At 71.8% G+C, this 17,143-nt stretch carries 20 protein-coding genes; 13 read left to right on the forward strand and 7 right to left on the reverse strand.

Translation table 11 applies throughout. The annotated features are described in order from the left end of the window. Positions 1-36: 36 nt before the first annotated feature. From ACR9E9_RS13640 to ACR9E9_RS13665, 6 genes are read left to right on the forward strand one after another with little or no spacing between them, the layout of a single operon-like run. Positions 37-1,254 (forward strand): ThiF family adenylyltransferase, encoded by a 1,218-nt coding sequence (locus tag ACR9E9_RS13640; protein WP_435199341.1) that lies wholly within the window; start codon positions 37-39, stop codon positions 1,252-1,254. Next, positions 1,251-2,486, forward strand: a complete 1,236-nt coding sequence (locus ACR9E9_RS13645; RefSeq protein ID WP_435199343.1) for a molybdopterin molybdotransferase MoeA — start codon at positions 1,251-1,253, stop codon at positions 2,484-2,486. Before ACR9E9_RS13640 ends, ACR9E9_RS13645 begins: the two co-directional genes overlap by 4 nt. After that, positions 2,483-2,971, forward strand: a complete 489-nt coding sequence (gene moaC, locus ACR9E9_RS13650) for a cyclic pyranopterin monophosphate synthase MoaC (protein WP_435199345.1) — start codon at positions 2,483-2,485, stop codon at positions 2,969-2,971. The genes ACR9E9_RS13645 and moaC overlap by 4 nt, the downstream gene beginning before the upstream one ends. Further along, positions 2,968-3,594, forward strand: a complete 627-nt coding sequence (gene mobA, locus ACR9E9_RS13655) for a molybdenum cofactor guanylyltransferase (protein ID WP_435199347.1) — start codon at positions 2,968-2,970, stop codon at positions 3,592-3,594. Before moaC ends, mobA begins: the two co-directional genes overlap by 4 nt. Then, a complete protein-coding gene (locus ACR9E9_RS13660) occupies positions 3,591-3,857 on the forward strand; it encodes a DUF6457 domain-containing protein (protein ID WP_435199349.1) in 267 nt (88 codons plus the stop codon). The genes mobA and ACR9E9_RS13660 overlap by 4 nt, the downstream gene beginning before the upstream one ends. Positions 3,858-3,859: 2 nt before the next feature. After that, positions 3,860-4,099 carry a MoaD/ThiS family protein gene (locus ACR9E9_RS13665; RefSeq protein ID WP_435199351.1) on the forward strand — a complete coding sequence of 80 codons (240 nt, stop codon included), beginning with the start codon at positions 3,860-3,862 and terminating at the stop codon, positions 4,097-4,099. 8 nt (positions 4,100-4,107) lie between these two features. On the opposite strand, the gene moaA is transcribed toward ACR9E9_RS13665, so the two are convergent. The 4 genes from moaA to ACR9E9_RS13685 form a co-directional block, all read right to left on the reverse strand. Beyond that, positions 4,108-5,106: a GTP 3',8-cyclase MoaA gene (moaA, locus tag ACR9E9_RS13670; protein WP_435199353.1), complete on the reverse strand. Its 999-nt coding sequence runs from the start codon at positions 5,104-5,106 to the stop codon at positions 4,108-4,110. Further along, complete coding sequence (locus ACR9E9_RS13675; RefSeq protein ID WP_435199355.1) at positions 5,106-5,540, reverse strand: molybdenum cofactor biosynthesis protein MoaE; 435 nt, start codon at positions 5,538-5,540, stop codon at positions 5,106-5,108. The genes moaA and ACR9E9_RS13675 overlap by 1 nt, the downstream gene beginning before the upstream one ends. Beyond that, complete coding sequence (locus ACR9E9_RS13680) at positions 5,540-6,031, reverse strand: MogA/MoaB family molybdenum cofactor biosynthesis protein (RefSeq protein WP_435199357.1); 492 nt, start codon at positions 6,029-6,031, stop codon at positions 5,540-5,542. The genes ACR9E9_RS13675 and ACR9E9_RS13680 overlap by 1 nt, the downstream gene beginning before the upstream one ends. 319 nt (positions 6,032-6,350) lie before the next feature. Next, positions 6,351-7,505: an acyl-CoA dehydrogenase family protein gene (locus ACR9E9_RS13685; protein ID WP_435199359.1), complete on the reverse strand. Its 1,155-nt coding sequence runs from the start codon at positions 7,503-7,505 to the stop codon at positions 6,351-6,353. Between the two features lie 86 nt (positions 7,506-7,591). On the opposite strand from ACR9E9_RS13685, the gene ACR9E9_RS13690 reads away from it, so the two are divergent. After that, positions 7,592-8,215, forward strand: a complete 624-nt coding sequence (locus ACR9E9_RS13690) for a TetR/AcrR family transcriptional regulator (RefSeq protein ID WP_435199361.1) — start codon at positions 7,592-7,594, stop codon at positions 8,213-8,215. Further along, positions 8,215-9,528 (forward strand): DUF1731 domain-containing protein, encoded by a 1,314-nt coding sequence (locus tag ACR9E9_RS13695; RefSeq protein WP_435199363.1) that lies wholly within the window; start codon positions 8,215-8,217, stop codon positions 9,526-9,528. The genes ACR9E9_RS13690 and ACR9E9_RS13695 overlap by 1 nt, the downstream gene beginning before the upstream one ends. A 4-nt stretch (positions 9,529-9,532) precedes the next feature. On the opposite strand, the gene ACR9E9_RS13700 is transcribed toward ACR9E9_RS13695, so the two are convergent. Next, on the reverse strand, positions 9,533-10,138 hold the full coding sequence (locus ACR9E9_RS13700) for a pentapeptide repeat-containing protein (protein WP_435199365.1): 606 nt from the start codon (positions 10,136-10,138) through the stop codon (positions 9,533-9,535). Between the two features lie 115 nt (positions 10,139-10,253). Between ACR9E9_RS13700 and ACR9E9_RS13705 the strand changes: the two genes are divergently transcribed. Genes ACR9E9_RS13705 through ACR9E9_RS13720 form a run of 4 tightly spaced genes read left to right on the forward strand, consistent with a single transcriptional unit; the run spans position 10,254 to position 14,051 of the window. Next, complete coding sequence (locus ACR9E9_RS13705; protein ID WP_435199367.1) at positions 10,254-11,525, forward strand: class I SAM-dependent methyltransferase; 1,272 nt, start codon at positions 10,254-10,256, stop codon at positions 11,523-11,525. Positions 11,526-11,527: 2 nt separating this feature from the next. After that, positions 11,528-12,361, forward strand: coding sequence for a sugar phosphate nucleotidyltransferase (locus ACR9E9_RS13710; RefSeq protein WP_435199369.1), 834 nt, complete (start codon positions 11,528-11,530; stop codon positions 12,359-12,361). After that, positions 12,361-13,026 carry a PIG-L deacetylase family protein gene (locus ACR9E9_RS13715; RefSeq protein WP_435199370.1) on the forward strand — a complete coding sequence of 222 codons (666 nt, stop codon included), beginning with the start codon at positions 12,361-12,363 and terminating at the stop codon, positions 13,024-13,026. Before ACR9E9_RS13710 ends, ACR9E9_RS13715 begins: the two co-directional genes overlap by 1 nt. Beyond that, complete coding sequence (locus ACR9E9_RS13720) at positions 13,023-14,051, forward strand: NAD-dependent epimerase/dehydratase family protein (protein WP_435199373.1); 1,029 nt, start codon at positions 13,023-13,025, stop codon at positions 14,049-14,051. Before ACR9E9_RS13715 ends, ACR9E9_RS13720 begins: the two co-directional genes overlap by 4 nt. 8 nt (positions 14,052-14,059) lie before the next feature. Here the strand turns inward: ACR9E9_RS13720 and rfbC are convergent, their stop codons facing one another. After that, positions 14,060-14,614 carry a dTDP-4-dehydrorhamnose 3,5-epimerase gene (rfbC, locus tag ACR9E9_RS13725; protein WP_435199374.1) on the reverse strand — a complete coding sequence of 185 codons (555 nt, stop codon included), beginning with the start codon at positions 14,612-14,614 and terminating at the stop codon, positions 14,060-14,062. A 32-nt stretch (positions 14,615-14,646) separates the two neighbouring features. Between rfbC and ACR9E9_RS13730 the strand changes: the two genes are divergently transcribed. Next, the gene (locus ACR9E9_RS13730; RefSeq protein ID WP_435199376.1) at positions 14,647-15,798 is read left to right on the forward strand and encodes a class I SAM-dependent methyltransferase; all 1,152 of its coding nucleotides are present in this window, start codon (positions 14,647-14,649) and stop codon (positions 15,796-15,798) included. Here the strand turns inward: ACR9E9_RS13730 and ACR9E9_RS13735 are convergent. Next, entirely contained in the window at positions 15,782-17,116 is a 1,335-nt protein-coding gene (locus tag ACR9E9_RS13735) for a glutamate-1-semialdehyde 2,1-aminomutase (RefSeq protein ID WP_435199378.1), read from the reverse strand. The genes ACR9E9_RS13730 and ACR9E9_RS13735 overlap by 17 nt on opposite strands. Between the last annotated feature and the right edge of the window lie 27 nt (positions 17,117-17,143).

The raw sequence follows: 17,143 nt of genomic DNA on the forward strand, positions 1-17,143 counted from the left end.
TCGGACATCGACCCGAAGTGAACTACGGTCATGGACATGGACTGCCCTCCGCTGATCGCTCCCGGTCCCCCGCTGACCGGTGGGCAGGTGAGCCGCTACTCGCGCCACCTGCTCATGCCGGCCCTGGGGGAGCTCGGGCAGCGGCGTCTGCTCGCGGCGCGGGTCGCCGTCGTCGGCGCCGGTGGCCTGGGCTCACCCTCCCTGCTCTACCTCGCCGCTGCCGGCGTCGGGACGATCACCGTCCTCGACGACGACCGGGTCGACGAGACCAACCTGCAGCGCCAGGTCATCCACGACAGCGACGCCGTGGGCCGCCCGAAGGTCGACAGTGCCGTCGAGCGGGTGCGCGCGCTCAACCCCGAGGTGCGGATCATCGGCCGCACGGACCACCTCGACGCAGCGAATGCACGCGAGCTGCTCGAGGACCACGACCTCGTCCTCGACGGCAGCGACAACTTCGAGACCCGGTACGCGGTCAACGACGCCTGTGTCGCACTGGGCATCCCCCTCGTGTGGGCGGCCGTCTACCGCACCGAGGCCCACCTGACCGTCTTCTGGTCCGCGGCTCCGCACGGGCAGGTGGCCACGGATCTGCGTGACCTCTTCCCCACCCCGCCCGAGCCCGGCACCGTCCCCGCGTGCGGCGACGCCGGGGTGCTCGGGCCGCTCGTCGGCCAGGTCGGCTCGATGATGGCCGCCGAGGCGATCAAGCTCATCACCGGCACGGGCGAGCCGCTGCTCGGTCGCGTCCTCTTCATCGACGTGCTGCGCGCGGCCCAGCGGGAGATCCCCCTCGCGCCACGGGCCGACCGCGTGCGGCGCGCGCGCGTCGCCCCCACCGTCGACCCCGCAGCGGGTGCCGAGCCGTCGACGACGGCCATGATCTCCGCAGCCGACCTGCGCTCGCGCCTCGACAGCGGCGGGTCGCCCCCCTTCGTCCTCGACGTGCGCGAGGCCCACGAGCTCACCGATGGGCGCGTGCCCGGTGCCGCGCACCTGCCGATCGGCACCCTCACCGGCGATGCCGGATCCAGCGCTGGCCTGCCGCGGGACCGGGACCTCGTCCTCGTCTGCCGGGCCGGTCCGCGCGCGCACCTTGCCGCCACCGCTCTCCGCTCGCGGGGCTTCGACCGACTGCTGGTCCTGGACGGCGGCATGCTCGCCTGGCCCGGGCCGATCGAGCTGCCCACCGACCGGTCGGGTGACCCCACGAACGGTGCACCCCTCTCCCCGAGCCCCCAGGAGTCCGCGTGAGCACCACGAGCCGCACCGTGCTGACCGTCGAGGAGTACCTCGCCGAGCTCCTGGCCGACCTCCTCGACGGCGGCCCCATCGCCGACACCGAGGAGGTGGCACTCACCCGCGCCCTCGGTCGGGTCCTCGCCCGGGACGTGACGAGCGCCGGCGACGTCCCCGCCTTCGCCAACTCCGCCATGGACGGGTACGCCGTCCGGCACACCGACCTCGCCACCCTGCCGGCGACGCTGCGCGTCCTCGGCGACGTCCCGGCCGGCTCGAGCGCCGACCCGCGGATCGCGGCCGGCGAGTGCGTGCGCATCATGACCGGGGCGCCCGTGCCCGGCGACGCCGACACGATCGTGCCCGTCGAGCTGACCGACGGCGGGACCGAGACCGTCACCGTGGCCGAGGCGCGCGCCCGTGGCCAGCACGTGCGCGGCGCCGGTGAGGACGTGCGCGCCGGTGATCTCGTCGTGGCCAGCGGGACGAGCCTGACCGGTCGTCACATCGGTGCGATCGCCGCGGCCGGGGCGGGCACCGTCACCGTCCGCAGGGTGCCGGTCGTCGCCGTCGCCGCCACCGGCGACGAGCTCATCGCCCCGGGGGGCCAGCTGGACCGGGGCCAGATCTTCGAGTCGAACGCCGCTCACCTGGAAGCCACCCTCACCGAGCTCGGCGTCTCGGCTCACCGGTGCGAGCCCCTCGCCGACGACGTCGACGGTTTCAGCCGCGCTCTGGACGAGCTCGCCGCGGAGGTCGACCTGGTCATCCTCACCGGTGGGGTGAGCGTGGGCGCCTTCGACGTCTCCCGGATCGCCCTCGAGGGCTCCGGCGACGGGGTCTTCCGACACGTGCGGATGCAACCGGGCAAGCCCCAGGGATGGGCCCGGTGGCGTGGCCGGACCCCGGTCCTCGCCTTCCCCGGCAACCCGGTGAGCGCCGCGATCTCCTTCGAGGTCTTCGGCCGGCCCGTCATCGACCGCCTGCTCGGCCGGACCACCCCGCCCGGGGCCGGCCGTGCGGTGGCCGCCGACGGGTGGACCTCGCCGGCGGGCCGGCGCCAGTACCTCCCGGTGCGGCTGTCCTCGGACGAGGAGGGCCGGCTGCTGGCCACCCCCAACCACCGCCGCGGGTCGGCCTCGCACATGGTCACCTCGCTGGCCGGTGCCGATGCCCTCGCCGTGGTACCCGAGGACGTCGATGCGGTCGCGGCCGGAGACGTCGTGGAGATCAGGAGCCTGACATGAGCCCCTCGCAGCACCCGCTGACCCATCTCGACCCGACCGGGCACGCCCGGATGGTCGACGTCACCGAGAAGGTCCCGACGGTGCGCTCGGCCACCGCCGCCGGTCGGGTGGCCACCTCAGCGGAGACCGTCGCCCTCCTGCGTGACGGCACCGTGCCGAAGGGGGACGTGCTCGCCGTCGCACGCATCGCCGGCATCCAGGCGGCGAAGAGGACTCCCGAGCTGCTGCCGCTGGCACATGTCATCGGTGTCCACGGGGCCGTGGTGGACCTGACGATCACGGACACCGGCGTCGACATCACGGCCACCGTGCGCACCGCCGATCGCACCGGGGTGGAGATGGAGGCCCTCACGAGCGTCACCGTCACCGCCCTGACCGTCATCGACATGGTCAAGGGGCGCGATCGCAGCGCCCACATCGCCGACGTGCGACTGCTGGAGAAGACCGGCGGACGCAGCGGCACCTGGACCCGGGAGGACGCATGACCCAGGAGGTCACCTTCGACGCGATCGTGCTCGCCGGGGGCACCGGACAGCGCCTCGGCGGGGTGAGCAAGGCCGATGTCGAGCTCGACGGTCGCCGCCTCATCGACGGGGTGCTCGTCGCCGTCGCCGATGCCCGGGAGATCGCCGTCGTCGGCGACGTCGAGGTTCCGGAGGGAGTGCACCGCACCCTCGAGGACCCACCGCTCGGCGGGCCCGTCGCCGGGGTCGAGGCCGGGCTGGACGCCCTGACGGCGCTTCCACCGGTCGCCCCGTGGACCGTCCTGCTCGCGTGCGACCTGGCCGACCCCCTTCCCGCGCTCGGCCGGCTCATCGCCGCGTGGTCCTTCGCGCAGCGCAGCGCGGAGGTCGCGACCGACGAGCACGACGGCTGGTGCCTCGCCGACTCGACCGGCCACCCGCAGTGGCTCTTCGGGATCCACCGCACCGACGCGCTGCGTCGCGCCCTCGCGCGTCTCGACCCGCCGCGCGACGCGTCGATGAAGACCCTCTTCGCCAGCTCCACGCTCGTCACCGTCCCCGCGTCCGACGAGGACGTGGCGAACATCGACACGTGGACCGACCACGCCCACTGGGTCAAGCGACTGCGGCAGGACCCGTCGTGACCGAGGCGACGCGGGCCCGGTGGGCCGACTGGATCGAAGCAGCCTGTGCCGCCGTCGGCGTCGACCCCGAGGGGGTCGACGTGGTGAGCATCCACGCGATGACCAAGACCATCGCCCACGACTTCGAGCGGCCGATGGCCCCGGTCGGCTCCTTCATCCTCGGTGTCGCCGTCGGGCACCTCGAGGCGCAGGGCCGCCCCGTGGACATGGAGTCGCTGCGGCAGGCCATCGAAGAGACCATCACGCAGCAGGGACAGGAGTGATCATGGCGACGATCCGATACTTCGCCGGCGCGGCCGAGGCGGCCGGCACGGACGAGGAGCAGCTCGACGGGACCACCGTCGGGGAGGTGCTCGCGCGGGCACGACGTGCCCACGGCGAGCGACTGACCGAGGTCCTCCAGCGGTGCTCCGTACTGCACGCCGGCCGGTACGTCGACGAGGAGTCGACCCCGGTCTCGAGCGGGGACACCATCGACGTGCTGCCCCCCTTCGCCGGGGGCTGACGGGCGGCTCAGCCGCCGATCGCGCTCATCGGTCGGGGTGGCTGGAGGAAACCCGGCTCGTTGATGCCGTGCCCGGGCAGCTTCAGGGACAGGCACTCGTGGACGAGGTCGTGGATCTCGGCCTCGCTCGCCCCCGCACGCAGGGGTGCTCGCAGGTCCGTCTCGCCCTGGGCGAAGAGGCAGTTGCGCAGCTGGCCGTCCGCGGTCAGGCGCAGTCGGTCGCAGGACCCGCAGAAGGGCATCGTCACCGAGCCGATGACCCCGACGGTCGCGGGCCCGCCGTCGATGAAGAAGCGCTCGGCGGGGGCCGCACCGCGGCCCGGGACCTCGGAGAGGTCGAAGGCCGTGCGCAGCTGGCCGAGGATCTCCGCCCCGGTGATCATCTCGGTGCGTTGCCAGGTGTGGCCACCGTCGAGGGGCATCTGCTCGATGAACCGCAGCTCGTACTCGTGCTCCACCGCCCAACGCACGAGGTCGACGGCCTCGTCATCGTTGATGTCACGCTGCAACACCGAGTTGACCTTGACCGGGCGCAGACCCGCGTCGTGGGCCGCCGCCATCCCCGCGACGACCTCGTCGAAACGGTCGCGGCGGGTGATCTCGTGGAAACGCTCCGGGCTGAGGGTGTCGAGGCTGACGTTGACCCGGGCCAGCCCCGCGTCGGCGAGGGCCGAGGCCGTCTTGGTCAGGCCGAGTCCGTTGGTCGTCATCGACACCTCCGGCCGGCCCTGCGGTCCTTCCATCGCCGCGATGGCACCGACGATCTCGACGACGTCGGGGCGCACGAGGGGCTCCCCGCCGGTCAGTCGGACCTCGCTGATGCCAGCGGTGACGGCGGCCTCGACGAGAGTGAGCAGCTCGGGTGTCGAGAGCAGCTCGTCCTTGGGCAGCCAGGGCAGACCCTCGGCGGGCATGCAGTAGGTGCAGCGCAGGTTGCACTTGTCCGTCAGGGAGACCCTGAGGTCACGGTGCACCCGGCCGTGGGTGTCGAGCAGCGGACGGACCATCAGCAGCTCAACCCCGACCACGCGTGGGTGCCGTCGGCGACGAACTGCTGCTTCCAGACGGGCAGCTCGTGCTTGATCGCCTCGACGACCGCTCGGCAGAGGGTGAAGGCCAGGTCCCGGTGGGCGCTGCCGACGACGACGACCAGCGCGAGGTCACCGACGTCGAGGTCACCGATGCGGTGGGTGGCGCTGACGTCGGTGGTGCCCTCGGGGTCGTGTGCCGCGACCGTGCGCGCGAGGACCTGCTCGATGAACTGCTGGGCATCCGGGTGACAGCTGTAGCGCAGGGCGACGACCTCACCGGTCGCCTCCGGGTCGTGGTCGCGGACCTGGCCGACGAAGCTGGCCACGGCCCCGTGGGCGGGCGCGTTGACGCTCGCGAGCATCGCGGGGAGATCGATCGCCTCGGTGGCGATCCAGGCGGAGCGTGTCATCAGTGGTCACCACCGGAGATCTGGTCGAGGACGTGCTCGACGAGGGGGAGGAGGACATCAAGGCCCTCGCCGACGCCCTTCGGGCTGCCGGGGAGGTTGATCACGAGCGCGCCGGGGCCCTCGGGCCCGGCGTCGACGACGCCGATGAGTCCGCGGGAGATGGCGGCGAAGGGGGTGTGTCGCGCGCCCTCGGCACGCACCATCTCGGTCAGCCCGGGGACCTGACGATCAAGGACCGCGGCCGTGCCCTCGGGAGTCCGGTCGCGGGGGCTGACCCCGGTACCGCCGGAGGTGATGACCAGACGGGCCCCCGTCGCCAGAGTGGCGCGCAGCACCTCCTCGACCTCCGCGGCGCCGTCCGGGACGACGCTCGCACCGGTCTCGTACCCGGCGGCCGTCAGCCGCTCGACGGCGAGGCGCCCGGAGTGGTCGTCGCGGGTGCCATTCGCAACGCGGTCGGAGACGGTGATGACGTGGGCTGGGACGGTCACCGGGCCTCCCTTCGCTTGGGGTTCTCCCCAGTCTCTCAGGTCCACGCAAGTGCGCTGCGGCTGGCCGCCCGGAGGCAGCCAGCCGCAGTACATGGTGCGCTCGGCCGATGAGCTCCTTCATCGCTCTCAACCTCGCATCCGTCTCCGTCAGAGACCCAGCCCATGGGGTCTCTTCGGTCGACTCCGCTCGGCCGAGAGCTCCTTCGTCGCTCTCAACCTCGCATCCGTCTCCGTCAGAGACCCAGCCCATGGGGTCTCTTCGGTCGACTCCGCTCGGCCGAGAGCTCCTTCGTCGCTCTCAACCTCGCATCCGTCTCCGTCAGAGACCCAGGTCCCGGCCGATGAGCTCCTTCATGATCTCGTTCGTGCCGGCCCAGATCTTGTGGACGCGGGCGTCCTTCCACGCGCGGGCGACGCGGTACTCGTTCATGAAGCCGTAGCCACCGTGCAGCTGCACGCACTCATCGAGGACATCGCACTGCACCTCCGCGGCCCACCACTTCGCCTTCGCGGCGTCGACGGCGGTGAGCGTGCCCGCGGCGTGCGCCACGACGCAGGCATCGGTGTAGGCCTCGGTGACCTCGACCTTGGTCACGAGCTCGGCCATCTTGAACTTGTTGTGCTGGAAGGAGCCGATCGGCTGGCCGAAGGCCTTGCGCTCCTTCGTGTAGTCGATCGTCTCCTGCAGGATCTGCTTGGCCCCGGCGATGTTCGCGATGGCATTGCCCAGCCGCTCCTGCGGCAGCTTCTGCATCATCGAGATGAAACCCATGCCCTCGGGGCCGAGGAGGCGGTCCTCGGAGACGCGCACGTCGTCGAAGAACAGCTCGGAGGTGTCGGACTCGGGCTGACCGACCTTGTCCAGCGGCTTGCCCTTGGTGAAGCCCGCGTCCTCCTTCTCCAGCACGAAGAGCGAGATGCCCTTGGCGCCCTTCGCCGGGTCGGTGCGCACGGCGACCACGGCGAGGTCGCACTGGTGGCCGTTGGTGATGAAGGTCTTCGACCCGTTGATGATCCAGTCGCCGGAGCCGTCATCGGCCCTGACCGCGGTGGTCTTGAGGTTGGCGAGGTCCGACCCGCCGGAGGGCTCGGTCATGCCGATCGCGAGGATCTTCTCGCCGGTGACCACGCCCGGGAGCCACCGCTGCTTCTGCTCCTCGGTGCCCATCGCGACGATGTACGGCGCCGTGATGTCCGAGTGGATCCCGAAACAGGACGAGGTCGCGGCGTTGAACTTCGACAGCTCCTCCGCCAGCACGGCGTTGAAGCGGTAGTCGTCGATGCCCGCACCGCCGAACTCCTCCGGGATCGTCAGCCCGAAGAAGCCCTGCTTGCCGGCCTCGAGCCACACCTCACGCGGAATGGAGTGCTCGGCGATCATCGACTCGGCACGCGGGACGAGCGTGCGCTCGACGAACTCCCGGACGGAGGAGCGAAAGGACTCGTGGTCCTCGTCGTAGATGTTGCGGGGCATGTGCCTCACCTTCCTGGCACCTGACGTGCCGACATGCTGACTCACGATGTTGACTAAGCGCTTGCTTAGTCTCGCCGGGAGGGGGCATGCTGTCAACCGTGACGGCATCGACACCTTCCCTGCCCGCGCACGACAACCCGACGGTCGTGCGTCTCTTCGAGGCGGCGGCGGACGCCTTCGCGGACAAGGGTTTCCACGCGACGACCACCCGCGACATCGCCTCCCGGGCCGGGCTCTCCCCCGCCGGGGTCTACGTCCACTTCGCGAGCAAGGAGGACCTGCTCTTCCAGCTCAGCCGCGTCGGCCACGAGGGCGCCCGGGACGCGCTGGCCGAGGCCGCCGCGCAGGCCGAGTCACCGACGGACGCCCTCGCCGAGGTGATCTCGGCCTTCGCCCGGTGGCACGCCGAGGAGTACCAGGTCGCCCGGATCGTGCAATACGAGTTCCGCCACCTCTCCACCGAGCACCAGCGCGAGGTCCTCACGCTGCGTCGCGAGATCGACGCCGTCGTCGAGCAGATCATCACCGAAGGGGTGGCCACGGGTGAGTTCTCGGTCGAGGACATCCGGGCCACGGCCCTGGCCGCACTCTCCCTCGTCGTCGACGTCGCCCGGTGGTACCACCCCGGGGTGCGTCGGACCACCCCGACACAGATCGCCGACACCTACGGGACGCTCGCCCTGCGCCTCGTGGGAGCACGGAGCACCTGATGTCCTGGACCCGCACCTCCTCCGCCCGCCTTCCCGTGGCACCCGCGGCGGTGTGGCGGGTCCTGTCCGACCCGGTCCGCTGGCCCGAGTGGGAACCGATCGCGGCCCGGCTGCACGAGCGCTCCACACCTCCCCTTCGCACCACGGGGTCCGACGCCGAGCGGCGCCTGGAGGTCACCCAGCAGACCCGCGCCGGGTCGATGCGGGTCGAGTGGACCCTCCGGTGGGAGGGTGAGGGCACCGTCCTCACCCAGACCGTGGAGGCGAAGGGGGCTGCCACCCCGGTCGTCGTGGCGCGAGTCGCCGCAGAGCTCGACCGCGGACTGACCGACGCGGCCGTCCGTCTTGCGCGCCTCGCCGGGTCCCGGGCCGACCCGACCCTCCCCCGCGTCGTCATCGCCGGCGGATCCGGCTCGTTGGGAAGACTGCTCGGTGCACGCCTCTTCGCACGCGGTCACGATGTCCGCATCATCACCCGTCGACGAGACCCGCACCTGCCCTTCGACCAGGTCATCTGGGACGGGCGCACCGTCGGCGACTGGGCCGACGCCCTACGCTCCGCCGACGAGGCGGGGGTGGCGTTGATCAACCTCGCCGGCAGGCTCGTCGACGTCCGCCCCTCGGCGGCTAACATCGCCGAGCTGCGCCGTTCCCGCGTCGACTCCACCCGCGCCCTCGTCGCAGCCAGCCAAGACCTCACTCGCCCACTCGTCGGCTGGTTGCAGGCCTCGACCACCGCGATCTGGTCGGATGCCGGGGAGCGGCGCGTCACCGAGTCCACGCCCCTGCCCGACCCGGGCCTGCCGCAGATGACCGGTGTGGCGGGTCCCTGGGAGGCGGCGACGACCGGGGCGAACGCGGACCACCTCGTGCACCTGCGCACCTCGATCGTCCTCGACCGGCATGCGCCGGCGCTGCAGATCCTGGCCCGCCTCACCCGCGCCGGCCTCGGCGGCCGCGTGGGGTCGGGCCGGCAGTGGTTCAGCTGGATCCACCACGAGGACTGGCAGCGGGTCGCGATCGCCGCGCTCGGCTTCGACCCGCAGGTGAGGATCCCGAGCGGGCCGCTCGTCGCGGCGGCGCCACACCCCCTTCGCAATGCTGATCTCATGGCGGCCCTGCGCCGGCACCTGCACCGCCCGGCCGCACCGCCGACTCCCGCGCCCCTGCTCAGGGTCGGCGCCGTGGGGCTGCGCAGCGACCCGGCGCTGGCGCTCACCGGACGGCACTGCACGTCGACGGTCCTCGAGGAGGCCGGGTTCACCTTCGCCCACCCCGACATCGACTCGGCCCTGACCGAGATCTACGGCTGAGGCCTCACTCGACGACGACGCCGAAGGGAGCGAGCAGCCCGAGCGCACCGACCTGGTCGACGGTGAGCCCCGTGACCGTTGCCTCCCGCACGTCGATGACGTAGTCGCGGGCGCCGCGCAGATCGGCCCCGCTGAGGTCGGCGCGCACGAACCGGGCACCGGCGAGGGTGCAGTCGTCGACGACGACGTCCGTGAGCCTCGCCCCGTCGAAGTCCGCATCGGTGAGCACGCACCGCTCGAAGCGCCCACCCGTGAGGTCGAGGCCGCTGAAGCTGCCCATCGACAGCTGGCAGTCGACCCAGGTGGTGGGGTCGGGCGAGAGCATCGGCTCGCGCAGCATCGACCACGAGGTGGCCATCGCCTTGCACCCGGTGAAGGTGCACCCGTCGAGGACGGAATCGGGCAGGCGCACCCTGGAGAGGTCGACCCGCTCGACGACGCACCCCTCGAGGCGGACCCCCGCGAGGATCGCGCCCGCCCAGCTGGCGTCCCTGAGGGTGCATCCGACGAGCTCGACCCCCGCGAGCCGCTCGCCGTCCGCGAGACCCCCGGTGAGCACCTCGTCGCTCACGGTGCCGCGGCCGTCGATCTCCTCGATGAGTGAAGGCATGTCCGCACGCTATCCCGGTGCTGCCCGGGAACTCGACGGCGCCGGAACCCTGTCCCGGGGCCCCGGGTGGTGGCACACTCTGCTCATGGGCACACGGTGTCCGAAGGGGAGAACCATGGCGGGGAATCCATCCATCACCTGCCGTGTCTGCGGGACGGACACGGCCACGACCTTCGTCGACCTGGGCGCGGCACCGCCGTGCGAGGCCTTCCTCCCTCCCTGTGGCGCCGAGGCTCCGGAGACGCACTACCCACTGCACGTGCGTGTCTGTGGCAGCTGCCTGCTCGTGCAGCTGCCGGAGTGCCTGCCGCCTGCGGAGATCTTCACCGACAGCTATCCGTACTTCTCCTCCTTCTCCGACTCCTGGGTGGAGCACGCCCGGCGTCATGCCGTGGCGATGACCGAGCTCCTCGACCTCGGCCCGGACTCCTTCGTCGTCGAGGTCGCCTCCAACGACGGCTACCTCCTCCGGCACTTCCAGGAGTCGAGGATCCCGGTCCTCGGCGTCGAGCCGACGGCGAACACCGCGGCCGCGGCCACGGAGCGCGGCATCCCCACGGAGGTCTGCTTCCTCGGCGAGGCGACGGCACGCGACATCGTCGCCCGCCGTGGCCGGGCCGACCTCGTCGTGGCGAACAACGTCTACGCGCACGTCCCCGACCTGCGGGACTTCACCCTCGGCCTCGCCGCCCTGCTGGCCGAGGACGGCACCCTGACCATCGAGGTCCAACACCTCGCCCGACTCGTCGAGTTCGGGCAGTACGACACGATCTACCACGAGCACTTCCAGTACTACACGCTGCTCACCCTGCAGCGCGCCCTCGCACTCGGCGGCCTGGTCGTCGTCGACGTCGAGGAGCTGCCCACGCACGGCGGTTCGCTGAGGGTGCACGTGCAGCACGGCCGGCAGGTCGAGACGACCGGCCGAGCACCCGGCCCGGAGGTCGCCCGGGTGCTGGCGCTCGAGGCAGAGCGCGGACTGCACACCCTCGAGGGGCACCGGGGTTTCGCCGAGACCGTGGCCAGGGTCAAGGACGAGCTGCTCACCTTCCTCCTCACCGCCCGGCGGGAGGGCAAGAGCGTCGTCGGCTACGGCGCGCCCGGCAAGGGCAACACCCTGCTGAACCACTGCGGCATCCGTGGCGACCTGCTCCCCTTCACCGTCGACCGCAACCCGCACAAGCACGGCAGCTTCCTGCCGGGCAGCCGGATCCCGGTGCGCCCGGTGGACGCGCTGGACGACGCCCGCCCCGACTACGTCCTCGTCCTGCCGTGGAACCTGCGCACGGAGATCAGCGCACAGCTGCGTCACGTCAGCGAGTGGGGCGGGCGGCTGGTGTTCGCGATACCGGAGCTCGACGTCGTCGAGCCGACGAAGGGAGCATGATCATGAAGGTCGTCCTGTTCTGCGGTGGCCTGGGGATGCGTATGCGTGACGGGCAGCGCGACCTGCCCAAGCCGATGGTCATGGTCGGGGACCGTCCGCTCATCTGGCACGTCATGCGCTACTACGCCCACTTCGGCCACACCGAGTTCATCCTCTGCCTCGGGCACGGCGCCAAGGAGATCTCCGATTACTTCCTGCACTACGAGGAGACCGACACCAACGACTTCGTGCTGTCCGACGGTCAGGTGAGCACCGTCTCGAAGGAGATCGACGACTGGCGGATCACGTTCGCGCACACCGGTGTCTCGACGCCGATCGGCGAGCGACTGCGCCGGGTGCGTTCCTACCTCGGCGACGACGAGATGTTCATGGCCAACTACGCCGACGTCCTCACGGACGCGCCCCTGAACACGCTCATCGAGCGCTTCCGCCAGACCGACGCCCTCGCCTCGCTCCTGGCGGTTCCCCCGCAGTCCTCCTTCCACATCGTCGCGACGGACGAGCGCGACCGGGTGACCGAGATCGACTCGGTCGCGAGCCTGGACCTGCGAGAGAACGGTGGCTACTTCGTGCTGCGGCGTGACCTCCTCGACGAGCTCGAGCCGGACTGCGACCTCGTCGGCGACACGCTCACGCGGCTCGCCTCGCGCGGTCAGGTCCTCGCCCAGCCCTACGACGGCTTCTGGGTCCCGGCCGACACCGTCAAGGAGAGGGTCGCCCTCGACGAGCTGGCCCGGGGCCCCGTCCCGCCCCCCTGGGCGGTCTGGCTGCACACGGGGGACGACGGGAGGGTCCGCTCGACCGCGGACGTGAGCGCAGCAGCCGAGCCCCGCTGATGATGGGCCTGCACCTGCCGGACGGGCCCCTGCGGGTGCTCGCGGTCGGCGCCCACTGCGACGACATCGAGATCGGCGCCGGGGGGCTGCTGCGACGGCTCGTCCGAGAGCGGCCCGGCACCTCCGTCGGCGCGCTCGTGCTCACGTCCACGCCCGAGCGTGGCGCGGAGACGACGGCGGCCCTGTCCGCACTGCTCGACCCGGTCGTGCCCGCAGTGACTCTGTGCGGTCTGCGCGACGGTCGGCTGCCGGCCCACTTCGACGAGGTCAAGGACGCCCTCGCGGAGGTCGCCGGGCAGCCATGGGACCTGGTGCTGGCGCCGCACGCCGAGGACGCCCACCAGGACCACGCGCTCGTCGGGGCGCTCGCCCCGACGGCGCTGCGCGACCATCTCGTCCTCCACTACGAGATCCCGAAGTGGGACGGCGATCTGGGCCGGCTCGCACCGAACCTCTACCTCCCGCTCACCACGGAGGACCTCGAGACGAAGTGGGCTCTCCTCGACGCCCACTACCCCTCCCAGAGGAGCCACGACTGGTGGCTCCGGGAGACCTTCCTCGGCCTCGCCCGGCTGCGCGGCATGGAGTGCCGCTCCGACTACGCCGAGGCCTTCCGGATGACGAAGGGCGTCATCCACCTGACCACCACACGGGAGACTCCATGAAGGTTCTGCTCACCGGCCACCACGGCTACCTCGGCACGGTGATGAGCGCGGTACTCACCTCCGCCGGGCACGAGGTCACAGGCCTGGACACCGACTACTTCGTCGACCGGGTCATCGGTCCGGAGCCCGACTCACCGTCCTCGATCCGGTGCGACCTGCGCGAAGTCAGCCGGGAGCACGTCGAGGGGCACGATGCGGTGGTGCACCTGGCCGCCCTGTCCAACGACCCGCTCGGCGCCCTCGCTCCGGAGATCACGCACGAGATCAACCATCGGGCCAGCACGCGCCTGGCACGACTGGCCAAGGACGCCGGCGTCCCCCGGTTCCTCTACGCCTCCACCTGCTCGGTGTACGGGGCGAGCGACACCACAGGGATGCTCGACGAGGAAGCACCGCTCGCGCCGGTGACCGCCTACGCCCGGTCCAAGGTCGGCGTCGAGGCCGACCTCACCGCCCTCGCCGACGAGGACTTCAGTCCGACGATGCTGCGCAACGCGACCGCCTTCGGATTCTCGCCACGGTTGCGCTGCGACATCGTGCTGAACAACCTCATCGGTCACGCAGTGCTCACCGGCACGGTGACCGTCCTCTCGGACGGCACACCCTGGCGCCCCCTCGTGCACGCCCGCGACATCGCCGCGGCCTTCCTGGCCACCCTGGAGAGCGAACGGGAGGCGGTGCACGCACAGGCCTTCAACGTCGGCCACCCCGCGAACAACCTGACCGTCGCGGACATCGCGGAGGTCGCAGCGGACGCCGTGCCGGGGGCCGGCATCACGATCACCGGCGAGCACGGTGCCGACCCCCGCTCCTACCGTGTCTCGCTGGACAAGATGGCCGACCTCGTGCCGGCCTACGTTCCGGCGTGGGACATCCCCCGGGGCGCCGCGGAGCTCGCCGAGGCCTACACCACCCACGGCCTGACCACGCACGGCTTCGAGGTCGACCACATCCGTCTCGCCGTGCTGCAGGAGCTGGTCGACGCCGGCCGCCTCGATGGCCGGGACCTGCGGTGGACGGGATGACCACACGCTCACCGCGCGCTCCGCAACCGGGCGGTCACCTCCGCCCAGCCGGGTGCCTCGCGGTCCCGTGGCGAGAGGAGCGTGACCGGCAGCGGCCACGGGATGGCCAGGTCGGGGTCATCATGGCGAATGGTGACGTCCTCGGTGGGGTCGTGCCTGGCGTCGATCCGGTAGCAGACATCGGCTTCGTCGGTCAGCGCCTGCCAGCCGTGCGCCACCCCGCGCGGCACGTACAGCACGGCGTGCGCGATGTCGTCGAGCTCAACGGTCAGCACCGACCCGTGGGTCGGCGACCCCACCCTGGCGTCGACGAGGACGTCGAGGATGCGGCCGCGCGCGCAGCGCACGAGCTTGGCCTCACCGTCACCGGTGCGCAGGTGCATCCCCCGCACCACGCCTCGGTGGCTGCGCGACTGGCTGTCCTGGACGAAGTCCGCCCCGTCGATGCCGGCCCCTGCGGCGACGTCATGGTCGAAGGTCCGGGTGAAGAACCCTCGGTCGTCCCGGTGGACGGTGGGCTCGAGGACGAGAACCCCCTCGAGCGTGGTGTGGCGGATCTTCATGTGCCGTCTCCCTTCGTGCGATCGGTCCCGCGGTGAGCGCCCCCCGCGGCGACGCGGTCCGGGAGGTCACCCGCTGCCGATCATGCCGCTGCGCCCGCCTCGTGACCATCCTCGACCTCGGCGACCTGCCGGCCTGCGACGACTTCCCGCCCTCGGGCAGCGACCCGGCCGGCGACGGTCGGTGGCCCCTGGGCCTGCGCTGGTGCCCCCAGTGCACCCTCGTCCAGCTGTCGCACACCTCTCCCGGCCCGGAGACCCCCCTGGCGACGACCAGCCGCACGGCCGGCGCGCACGCCGTGCACATGGCGGCGGCCCTGCGCGACTCCCCGGAGACGAAGGGCGGCGCCACCCTGCGCGAGTTCGGCAGCGCCCACGGCGGTCACTGGGCCGACGAGCTCGAGCGGGTCGGTTTCACCGCGACCGAGGCCGTCGCGGACCTCGTCGTCGACAACCACGGGCTGATCCACGCCGAGGACCTCGACGCGGCGCTGGCCGAGCGCGTCGAGGCACTGGCGGACGACGGCGTGCTCGCGATCGAGTTCCACCACGCCCTCGCCCAGGTCACGGGCCACCAGGTCGACACGATCCGACACGGTCACCCCGTCTACCTCTCGCTCACCGCGTGGCAGCACGCCTGCGCCAGACACGGTCTCGTCGTCGTCGACGCGTGGCCGGAACCCGTCTACGGCGGGTGCCTCGTGGTCCTCGCGCGTCGTGGCGACGAGGGCACGGTCCGCGCCCCCTCGGTCGACGCCGTGCTCGCGCAGGAGCACGCCGCGGGACTGGATCGCGAGGAGGGCTACCGTCGCTGGGGAGCAGCCGTGACCGGCGTGCGTCGCACCGTGCTCGATCACCTCGCCGCGGCCCGCGCGGCGGGGCGGTCCGTCCTCGGTTACGGGGCCGGATCGAAGGCGGTGACCTTCCTCGGGGTCACCGGGGTCGATGCGTCGCTGCTGCCCGTCGTCGCCGACGCCTCCCCCGACAAGCAGGGCCGTCGCATCGCCGGGACGTCGATCGAGGTCGTCGCTCCCCAGGACCTGCTCGCCCACGACCCCGATGAAGTGCTCCTGCTCACGTGGGACATCGCGCCGGAGGTCACCGAGCAGCTGCGCGCTGCAGGTCTCACGCGTGCCGACCTGTCCGTGGCCCTACCGGAGGTGCACCTCGTCAGCGTCGGTGGCTGAAGACCGGTCGGATCGACCGGCCACCCATCCACGGGCTCGGGTCCCCGCGGTCGAGGGCGGCCGCGTAGTCGATGCAGGTCTCCCGGACAGCCTGGGCGGTGACCTCGATGTCCGCGGCGTCGAGCGCGCTCGAGACGACGAACGAGGGCGCGATCACCCCACGACGCAGGAGCCCACGCATGAAGAGGGTCCGGTACTCCTGCGACGGGGCGCCGGTCTCGTCCAGGGTGGCGAAGACGAGGTTGCAGTCCCGGCCCCGCAGAACCACCCGGTCGGAGAGCCCGGCGTCGGCCACCACCTCCTCCACCGCACGCCGTAGTCGCCCCCCGATCTCCAGCAGCCGGGCACTGGTCCCCTCTTGGCGCTGCACCTCGACGCACGCTCGGAAGGCGGCGAGCGAGTGCGTCTCGCCGCCGTGGGTGGTGGAGAGCAGGAAGACCCGTTCCTCGTCGGTCTCCGGCCCGCCTCGCTCCATGATGTCGCGCCGGCCCGCCAGCGCCGAGACCGAGAAGCCGTTGGCCATCGCCTTGCCGAAGGTCACGAGGTCCGGCCGCATCCCCCGCAGCGCGTGAGCCCCGGCGAGGTCCCAGCGGAACCCGGTGATCATCTCGTCGACGATCACCAGGGCACCCTCGTCGTGGGCGAGGTCGACGACCGCGTCGAGGTAGCCATCGGGCGCAGGCGTCATCGTCTCCACCTCCAGGACGACGGCGGCGACCTGCCCCGCTCGGGAGCGCAGGGCCTCCCGCAACCCGTCGAGGTCACCGTAGGGGAAGCTCGTCGTCAGCTCGGCGCTCACGCGGGGGATCCCCGCGGGCATCCCGGTGGTGGCGATGAACCAGTCGTCGGTGGAGAAGAAGGGATGGTCCCCGCAGATCGCGACGACGTCCCGGCCGGTGACGGCCCGCGCCAGGCGCACCGCCGCGGTCGTCGCGTCGCTCCCGTTCTTGGCGAACTTGACCATCTCCATCGTGGGGACGGCCGTCAGGAAGTCCTCCGCCGCCGCGAGCTCGGCAATCGAGGGACGGGCGAAGTTGACCCCCTTCGCCAGCTCCGCGGCGACCCTCTCGTTCACCAAGGGGTGCGCGTGGCCCAGGACCACCGACCGCAGTCCCGACCCGTACTCGACGTACTCGTGACCGTCGACGTCCCACACGTGGCTGCCGAGGCCGCGGGCGATGATCGGCGCGCGATCCTCTGGGTACTGGTCCTGGCCCTTGGCGTAGGTGTGCGCTCCACCCGGAACGCACCACGCGAGCGCCGCCGCGGCACGCTCGGAGCCGGACGTGCTCGATCGGATCTCGCGGGCCGGGCTCATCCGCACTCCTTCACAACGATCTCCTGA

Origin of the sequence: Janibacter sp. GS2, assembly GCF_051200835.1 — a bacterium.
Taxonomy (GTDB): domain Bacteria; phylum Actinomycetota; class Actinomycetes; order Actinomycetales; family Dermatophilaceae; genus Janibacter.